Source organism: Longimicrobiaceae bacterium (genome assembly GCA_035936415.1).
Taxonomy (GTDB): Bacteria; Gemmatimonadota; Gemmatimonadetes; order Longimicrobiales; family Longimicrobiaceae; genus JAFAYN01.
Window position 1 is genome coordinate 21953 of record DASYWD010000233.1, and the last position, 9114, is coordinate 31066.

The 9114-nt window shown below is 66.9% G+C and carries 4 protein-coding genes; 3 read left to right on the forward strand and 1 reads right to left on the reverse strand.

Annotated features, from left to right (window positions below):
- Nucleotides 1-101 precede the first annotated feature (101 nt).
- On the forward strand, nt 102-6563 hold the full coding sequence (locus VGR37_09485) for a hypothetical protein (GenBank protein HEV2147620.1): 6462 nt from the start codon (nt 102-104) through the stop codon (nt 6561-6563).
- A 40-nt stretch (nt 6564-6603) separates the two neighbouring features.
- Complete coding sequence (locus tag VGR37_09490; protein ID HEV2147621.1) at nt 6604-7680, forward strand: hypothetical protein; 1077 nt, start codon at nt 6604-6606, stop codon at nt 7678-7680.
- An 86-nt stretch (nt 7681-7766) separates the two neighbouring features.
- Here VGR37_09490 and VGR37_09495 read toward each other — a convergent pair whose 3' ends face one another.
- Nucleotides 7767-8189 carry a phospholipase D family protein gene (locus tag VGR37_09495; GenBank protein HEV2147622.1) on the reverse strand — a complete coding sequence of 141 codons (423 nt, stop codon included), beginning with the start codon at nt 8187-8189 and terminating at the stop codon, nt 7767-7769.
- Between the two features lie 49 nt (nt 8190-8238).
- Here VGR37_09495 and VGR37_09500 point away from each other — a divergent pair.
- Nucleotides 8239-9095 (forward strand): IS5 family transposase gene (locus tag VGR37_09500; GenBank protein HEV2147623.1). Its coding sequence is split into 2 segments (ribosomal slippage): nt 8239-8608 and nt 8608-9095, totalling 858 coding nucleotides; the frame shifts between segments, so codons are not numbered across the junction.
- Nucleotides 9096-9114 lie beyond the last annotated feature (19 nt).

Consider the following 9114-nt stretch of genomic DNA (forward strand, 5'->3'; position numbering starts at 1 on the left):
TCCCGCCTCACAAGCCCTCAGCAATGACGCAGCCTACTCTGTCCACCCTGGACGCTGCTCTAGATTTTCCGCTCTTCCAACTCGCGCGGAATCCGGACAGCTTGACTCCGAAAAAGCTCTGGAGTGCGGTGGGCCGCGAGGCCCGTGGGGAGGCGATTGCGGCCATGCTGGACTGCGACTGCAGCCTCAACCACGCGGACCTCCTCCGCACGGTGGCGGACACGCTTCACATCCGCCTTCAGACACTACTGTCCCGTTCAGCCGTTCAGACGGCCGCCGAGATGGAGGGAAGAGACATCCCGCTGGGTGTACTCCGGACCTTCCTTGCGCATTACGCGATGATAACGCGATGGGACGTGGTCGGGCCGTTTCTGACAGACGCCAAGCCGGGCGAGGGTTCCACTCGCGTGGTGCGCATCGGGGGCGGGATCGAGATCGAACTCGATCGTGTGCGTCACGCGGCAGATCGGATGTGGGCGCGCCATGGAGGGCGCGCGCTCCCCATCCTCCTCACTCTATACCTGATAGAACGGCAGATTCAGGACGAGCTTGGATCCGCGATCCGCGCAATCGCGGAGCGGCCCGAGGACAAGCGATTCGAGCAACTCCGCAATGCCATCGCGGCTGAGGAGACCAACGCGGCCAGCCAGGAGTTGGAAGTGGAGATTGAGGTGGGGGATGAGCCTGAGGTAGAGTCGGAGAACGAGCAGCCTGCCGAGATGGTCGCCGGACCGGAGGTAGGAATGGAGGAGACGTCTGAACCACAGCCCCAGCAGCCTGTTGCGCAGCAAGAGGGCGAGGTGCCAGGGGAAACCAATCCCCAGGAGTCCGTAGTGGCGCAGGAGCAAGCGGGGTCGCAGGCGGAGATTAAGGCTCCAGTGGAGGATGTATTGAGCGAGTCAGACGTGACGCAGGCGGCTCCGGCGCTGCAGGAGAGCGCCGCGGGCGAGGGACTCCAGTCAGCTTACGCGGGATCAGACCCAGAGGGCGAGCGCCATGATGAAGGAAGTTCGGATCCCGAGGAGATCGCGGGTCTCGCCGGAGAGCTGCGTACCCTGGCCGATGCTCTGCGCGCCGCTGCCGACGCGGCCGAGGCAGGCCGGGTGCCGGGGACCGGAACGCTCGCAGCCATCGTGCGCGTTCGTGCCGCCTACGCGTCGATCTCTGAGCGACTTCGCGCCCGGCTGGGTGGCTTGGAAGACGAAGAAGCGGGGTTGGAAGAGAGCGTCACCACGCTTGAGGACTGGCTTGGCCGCATCGAGGCGCTCGAAGCCGGGAGACAGAGCGAGAGCCTTCGCAGGGAAGCACTCCGCATTCTCGCCGTGGTGCAGCGCATCGAGAGCACGCCTCCCGAGGCGATCGCGCCGGCACACGAAGACGCCAGGCTGCTAACAGACCAGCTGGAGTCGGATGGCCCCGACCGCGACGCCCTAGCCGAGTCGCTCGTGGGCGGCGTGCACGTGCTCTCCGCGCTTCACGACTTGGTGGTACGGCCTGGGGAGCTTCCTGATGACCAGAAAATGGCCCTTGGCACGCGCATAGGCGAGGCGTACAGCATTCAGCTCGCTATGGTGGCAGCACTCGGCCGGCTACGTCTCGTTGAGCCCGGCCCAGAGGTGCGGGAGCCCCCAACCGCATCCTCGGAGACTGCGACGGAAGGGGCGCCCGAGGATTTAGCGCCCAAGATAGGGGCCCGGGGATTGGAGGTGGCTGAAGCGTCGAAGACACCAGTCGGCGCTCCGATAGGCCTGGGCGCGCCCGCACTGGAAGTGCAGGAGGATGCGCCTTCGCCGGCCGAGACCGCCCCGCTCCCTCCCACGCCTGTAGAGGCACAGCCGTCCGCGGCACCACTAGTGGGGGTAGCCTCTCCCGTCCCCGAGGAGTCAGAGCCCCTGCTTGACCCGGCCTCTGCGGCAGCGCCCACCACGCCCGTCGCCGCGCCGGTGCACACGCCCGAGGCGGAACAGGATCGGGACGACCTCTCCGGGCTCAGCCTGCACGAGATGGCGGCTCGTTACCTCAAGACTGCGCCGGAGTCCCAGCCGGGAATCGCGCGGGTCATCTCCCTTAGCCTTCTGGCCGAAGGCCGCCGGGGTCTGGCCTACCACGTGGGCCAGGTGGCGAGCTCTGACCCGGACGCTGTTCCGATCTGGCTACTGCGGTCGCTGGTTGTCTCTTCGCTGCTCTCTCAGCCCTCCGGTCCGCTGGAGGACCTGCTGCGGGACGACTTCGCCGCGTTCACGGAGGACCTGTTCGAGGATGCACCGCCCGAGAACCGGCAAGGTCTGGCGTTGCTAGTGGCTGCAGCCGCGCTGCGTCCGGCGTTGCTCGCTCCGGCCTCGCTCGCGGCCGCCCCGCTCAGCCGTGCGCGGGTTCATCTCGGTGCTGGGCTGAACAGCCTGTGGGCGTACTGCCAGAGTGTGGCCGATTTCTCCTCAAAGGGGACTGGCCTCGATCCGATCCTGCTCAAGCGCGTGCAGTCAAGGGCGGCCTGGGAGGCCGCGCTTGGCGAACTCGCTGAGCGAACGGCTCAGTGGGCGGCACACGCGCCGCACATGACCATACTGTACCCTCCAGCCACCCGGATCTGGATCAAGTGGCAGGAGAAGGGTGACATCATCCATGCCCTCCTCCAGCCAGTGCGAACGAACGACCGCGGCGCGCTGGAGGTAGTGCGGGCTGAAATCGAGCGGCTGAGTGACACCTCCGAGCTCCGGCGCCTGGTGGACCGTGCGGACCGCGAGCTCTCAAGCCGGAAGGCGAGCGCCACGATCGACTTCAAGGCGTACACGCAGCTGCTGGCGCGGGTGCGGGAGGCGGTCAGCTTGGCGAGGGAGTGGGTCGAGCTCCACGACAATGCTCCGGGCCAGGCGAGCAACTACCGGATCCAGCAGGCAGCGCAGGTCAGCAGCGAGCTAGCCACGCGTAGCCGCGCTGTACTCGAAGAACTCGCTGCGCTGGCCGCGCAGGCCGGCTCGGTCCTGCAGCGCGCCTCGGTGGCAGCCATGGGGGAGGCGATCGAGTCGATGAACGCGCTGCTCGACGGGGGTAGCCCACGGGTGGTCCGCGAGGTTCCGCCTGGGCAGGTCCTGAACGCGGGGCTGCTGCGGATCCCCGAGATCGAGCTGGAGCCGGATTGGACCTGTCCGGAAAGTGTGGACATCGTCACGCCGCTGATGCGCGCCCTCGCACAGGGCCCACTGGTCAGTTGGAGCCAAGCCTTCGAGGGACGTGTCGCGACATGGGACTTCGTGGGTGCGCGCCTGATCCTGCAGCGCATGAGTGTGCTCCGCAGCGAGACCGAGGAGGAGATCACGCGGCTGGAGGGAGAGCGCCGACGTCGGCTGACCGAGGCGCAGGGAACGCTCTGGCGCTTGACCGACGCGGCTGAGCGCCGCGTCGACCAGGCCGTGATGTTCGGGGTCCTGAGCGACAGTGAGCGCGACTCGTTGCTGGACAGCGTGCGGGCGGTCATCACCGCGGCGGGAGGCCCCTCAGAGGCGCTCGGGCGGATGCGCGCCGAGCTGGCCAGCGTAGACCGCGTGATCGACGAGCGCCAGCAAGAGATGGTACGCGAATTGGAGGCCGACCTGGGCCGGCACAACATCGGCCCGGACCATCCGGGGCGTGCCCGAATCAACGCGGTCCTCGCCCGCGGTGACGTGCTCACCGCGCGGGAATACATCCACCACGTTGAGCGTGGGCACCCGATCGAGCCGGAGAGTGAGCCGGCAGATGTCTTCAGATCTTTCTTCCCGGGTATGGTCCAGGAGCTCGACCGGTTCCGAGTGGTGAATCCGATCCAGCTCATCGACGATATCCGGGCGAGCCAGCCGTTCGCCTCGATCGACATGAGCCGCGTTCCGGAGCCGCAGGCCCGGATCGCAGCGGATGCGGTGACGGGCTGGTACAAGGTGAAGGGCCAGCGGGGGTCCGCCGAGAACAACGTGACGCGCGCCGTGTTCACCTTCCTCGGCTTCAACGTGCTCAACGTGAGCACGATGGAGTCGAAGGGGATCAGCCGAGGGAGCCGCGTGTGGCAAGACGTGATCACGCAGCCCGTGCGTGACCGGGCGCAGTGCCCCGTGGCGCACTACGGCTCCCGGGCCGCGGGCTCATTCACGAGCGACCGGGCACGGTACCGCGTGCTGTGGATCTGGGATGAGCCCTCGGCGGAGGACCTGATCAGCGCGGTGGGAGACACGGCGCACGAGGGCCCGACCTTTGTGTTCTACCTCGGTAAACTGAACGAAGATCGGAGGAGGAGCCTCGCCCGCCTCTCGCGCAAGGATCGCAGGATTTTTCTCGTGGTAGACGAGGTCCTCCTCCTCTACCTCTGCGGTGAGCCGGATGCGCGCATGCCGGTGCTCTTCCGCTGTGCGCTGCCTTTTACTTACCTCGATCCGTACGTATCGACCGCGAGCCTCGTCCCGCCGGAGGTCTTCTACGGGCGCGAGGAAGACCGCGAGAAGATCGTCGACCCATACGGCTCCTGCTTCATATACGGTGGGCGACAGCTCGGCAAGACGGCGCTGCTCCGGGACGTGGAACGCCGCTTCCACGACCCGGCGGTGGGTCGCGTGGCGCTCTACCTGGACCTCAAGGCCGAGGGGATCGGGTTCAACCGGCCGCTGGAGGACCTGCTCCCGCTGCTAGCCGAGAAGCTGAAGGAGTTCGGGGTTTTCCCCACCTCTCTTTCCAACCACGTGAACCCGGATCGGGTCTACTCCGAGATCCGCACATGGATCTCCGACCAGGCCAATCGCCGCGTGCTCATCCTGCTCGACGAGTCCGACCGCTTTTTAGAAGGCGACCAGGACTTTGTCTTCGTGCTGGGCCTGAAGAAGCTGATGGAGCAGACGGACCGGCGCTTCAAGGTGGTTCTTGCTGGTCTACACAACGTGCAGCGCACTACCCGGATCGGGAACAACCCGCTTGCACACCTCGGCGAGCCGCGCTGCATCGGGCCGCTCTTCGAGAATCTGGAGTGGCGCCAAGCGCGCGACCTAGTCCGCGAGCCTCTCGCGGCCGTCGGCTACCGCTTCGAGTCCGAAGACCTCGTGGTGCGGATCCTCAGCCAGACCAACTACTACCCGAGCCTACTTCAGCTCTACTGCCAGCAGCTGCTCAAGCACGTGAATCGGCCCAACCTCGAGCTCTTCGACAGCCGGGCTGGGCCCCCGTACGTGATCACGGCCAAGCATGTCGAGGATGCGTACCAGAGCCAAGAACTCTGGCAGCGGATCCGTGAGCGCTTCCACTGGACGCTGGATCTGGACCCGCGCTACCGTCTGCTGGCGCTTCTCATCGCACACTACGGGCACGCGGCAGGCCCGGACATGTTGCGCCAGGGCTTCTTGCCCTCGAAGCTCCGCACGCTGGCGCTTGAGTGGTGGGACCAGGGCTTTGCCGAGGATCGCTCGGAGGACACGTTCCGGGCACTGCTGGACGAGATGGTGGGTCTTGGTATCCTGCGGCAGACCGACGCGGGCCGCTACCGAATGCGCACAGGGAACGTCGGGCTCCTGCTCGGCACCCCGGAGGACATCGATGCGGCGCTGGTCACGCTTGCGGAGCAGGAGGCTCCTGCCGCCTATGAGGCGCAGTCCTTCCGCCGCCCGATCCAGGCGCCCAGGCGGCCAGACTACCTGCGGAGTCCGCTCACAGCGCTACAGGAGTCGGAGGTGCAGCGCCGGGAAAACGGGGTGGTGGTCGCCTTCGGTACCGAGGCTGCGGGGCTGTCGGACCTCGGAGCGGGGCTGCCCCAGGTTATGGGAGAGCGGTTCTTCGTGCCACTCACCGGCATCTTTGACCGCGCCGCGTTCCGCCGCGAACTGGACGGGCTGAACAACCGAGCACCCCATGGGGTCACGCTGCTCATGGTAGGCGCGGATTGTCCGTGGACGGAGCAGTGGGTACGTGACGCGGCGCAGAAGGTGGCGGCGCTCAAGTCCAAGACCAACTTCGTACGTGTGCTCTTCGTCGCCGACCCGCAACACGCGTGGCAGCTCCTGGGCCCGGATTCGGCTGGGTGGGCGTCGCTCTGCCGACAGCGGAAGATCGTCTCGATTAGTCTTCGCCCCTGGCTTGAGAGCGCACTCCGGGCCTGGCTCGACGACCTCCAGGTACCGGCAAAGCTGGCGCACGACTATCTCCGAACGTTCCTCAGCCACACTGGCGGATGGCCATACCTCAACTACGAGTTGATGGGCATGCTCTCGCCGAACGCGCCTGGTCGCTGGGACCGCGAGATGCTTTCGTTCGAGGCCACATGGAACGACGCGCGGACCGTCGCAGCCCGGAAGGCTGCGTTCGGCCTGGAGCGGCCAGAAGCCGCATCGGTGCTCTCACTACTTGCTGCGGGGCCGTCGACTGCGGAGGACCTCGCGCTGGTGGCGGAGATGCCACTCCCTGCAGTCCAGCAGGTGCTGGCCTGGCTGGACTCGTTGAGCCTGGCCTGGCCGGTGGCTGGCGAGACCTGGCAGCTGGACGAAACCGTCAATCTCCTTTTAAAGGTGAGCGGCCTGGATGCCGGACTTCTGGTGGAGCCTGCCCGGGCCTAGCACCTTCCTGGACACGGCCGGTGACGACCTCCGGGAGGGAATGAGCCTGGTGCTCCGCCTCCCGGAGCACACCCCTAACGGGGTGGACGGTGAGATTCGGCGCTTGGTCGACCTCGACTGGCGCCGTTTCGTCGTGCCTCGCGACCTGCCGGGTGAGCCCGCGGCCGCCCTGCTCGAGTACTTCGATCCAGACCTCCCGCCCGAGGCGCCGCGCACATGCCGGACACTCGTGGAGTCGTCTCGGTTCCGTGGCCACGGGGTGATGATCGAGACCACATCCCCCGAGGCCGCAGGAGACTGGTGCGGCTTTCTGATTGAGTACGACGAGCGGGTTCGCGCCGTGGCGCCGTTCGCGCGCTCGCGCATCTGCCTGCTCCTGCGCGGCGCCGCCGCGCGGGAGACCCTAGCCGGCGGCGTTGCCTTGGGCGTTCGGTCCTGGGACGGCGTCGTCGGCGAGACGGACATGGTCCTCTGGGCCTCCTACCTACTGAGAGATCGCGGGGAAGGCCCAATACCCAGGCGCGTAATGGCTTCCGTTATCGCGCGTCTTGCTTTGTGGGACCCGGAACTAGCCCTCCGGCTTGCTGATGAGCCGAACGAGCGTGTCTTGGCCCCGGAGCCCATCCTGGCCGAGGTTGCCCGAGAGCGCGGCTGGTCGCAGGGTATGGACGTGTGTGATACCGCCCGCTGGTGCTCGGGCGCCTTGTGCGAGATTGAGGGTCAGAAGCGGATCCACTCCGCGGCGCTGGCTCCCCTGGGTTGCGGCGAGGAAGTGGGCCACCGCGTTTGGGCAGGTCAGGTGGGAGTGCTCTTCCCTTTCGTCGAGGAGCGGCGGCGCTCGCTGATTGATGCGCTGGGGGATCGTCTCATCGTGCCCTATCGCCCACACCCAGCGGCAGAGGAGATCCGTGATCGGCGCGATCTGGAACTCAGCCATGTGCTGCGACAGGTGCGCCAGCGCCCAACCGGACTGCCCTCCTGGATGATGGAGGCGCTCTCTGTGCTGGTCGACATCCGCAACCGGATCGCGCATTTCGAAACCGTCCCGGAGAGCCTCTGGCTGGACCGGGCGCTCTCAGCCCTGCTCGCATCTCGCCAGTTCGGCGGCTCGGCCTAACGCCGCCTTCCACCCAGACGTGTGTCTCATTAAGGCGGCGTTCCTCGGCGCGCTGCCCTATGGCCTAGACACGCTTACTTACCAAATTAGGTTCGAACTTCAACGAGGAGTCCGATCTCGATCGCGTAGCGCCAGAAGCGCGCAATCTCGCGTGCGGGCTCCCCATGAACGAGCAACCCCATCTCGAGCTGGTCACGAAAACCCCGCCCGGTGAAGTTCGCGCTACCCACGTAGGCGTGGGCCTCGTCCACCACTAGGAACTTGGCGTGAGATCCGAGCGTTCCGGGCTCGGCGAGGAGGCGCCCCTCGGGCTGATAGAAGCGGAGCACGCCGGCACTCCCCGCGCGGATCCGGAGCGCCGGCAGCGCCGCGGGAGTGCTCACCCAGTCCACGCGCACGCCCCGGCGAAGCGCTGCATCCAGCGCGTTTGCGAGTGGGCCTGCACTGAGGGCACCCGACTGGGCATAGGGTGCACCGAGGATCACCTCGTGCTGCGCGCCGGCGACCAGCTCGACTAGGGTCTGTCTGACGGAACCGGGTCGGTATTAGCTTAGCTGCATGGCACGCACCGACTTAACCGAAGCACAATGGCGCGCTCTCGCGCCGCACCTGCCTGGCAACGCGAAAAAGGGGCAGGCCTGGAGTAATCACCGCCGGGTGATCAACGGGATCCTCTGGCGACTAAGGACCGGCGCCCCCTGGCGCGACATCCCCGCGAGGTACGGTCCGTACCAGACCTGCTACGACCGCTTCGTGCGTTGGGGTCGCGATGGCACCTGGGCCCGTCTGCTGCAGATCCTGCAAGCCGAGGCGGAAGCCCGGGGCGACCTGGACTGGGACTCGGCCGCGCTGGACTCGACGCACGTCAAGGCGCACCGCAGTGCCGCCGGGGCCCGCAAGCAGCCGGCCCAGGCGGAAAAAAGGGGCGGCTGAGGTCGGAGTGGCTGGGCCGCTCCCGCGGGGGGATCACGAGCAAGCTCCACGTCTGCGCGGAAGGCAAAGCGCGCCCCCTCTCGGTGGTCGTCACTGCCGGGCAGGTGGCCGACTGCACGCAACTCGAGCCGGTGCTCGACGCTATTCATGTGCCTCGCAAGAAGGGCCGGCCCCGCAAGCGTCCCCGGAGTCTGCGGCTGGATCGCGCCTACGGAGCCCGCAAACAGCGGCGGATCGTGCGCCGGCGGGGCATTCGGATGGTCTGCCCCGAGCGCGAGGATGCGAAGAAGCATCGCCTGGCCAAGGGCTCGCGTGGAGGCCGACCTCCGGCCTTCGATTCGCAAGCCTACAAGGGCCGCAACGTGGTCGAGCGCTGCATCAACCGCCTCAAGGACTTCCGCGCGGTTGCCACTCGCTACGATAAGCGCGGCTACAACTACCTGGCCGGGGTGCTTCTTGCCTGCATTGTGCTCTGGCTCTGATCCGTCAGACACACCCTAG

Coding starts and splice junctions, on each gene's coding strand:
- VGR37_09490 (HEV2147621.1), top strand. CDS start 6,604: ATGAGCCTGGTGCTCCGCCTCCCGGAGCACACCCCTAACGGGGTGGAC.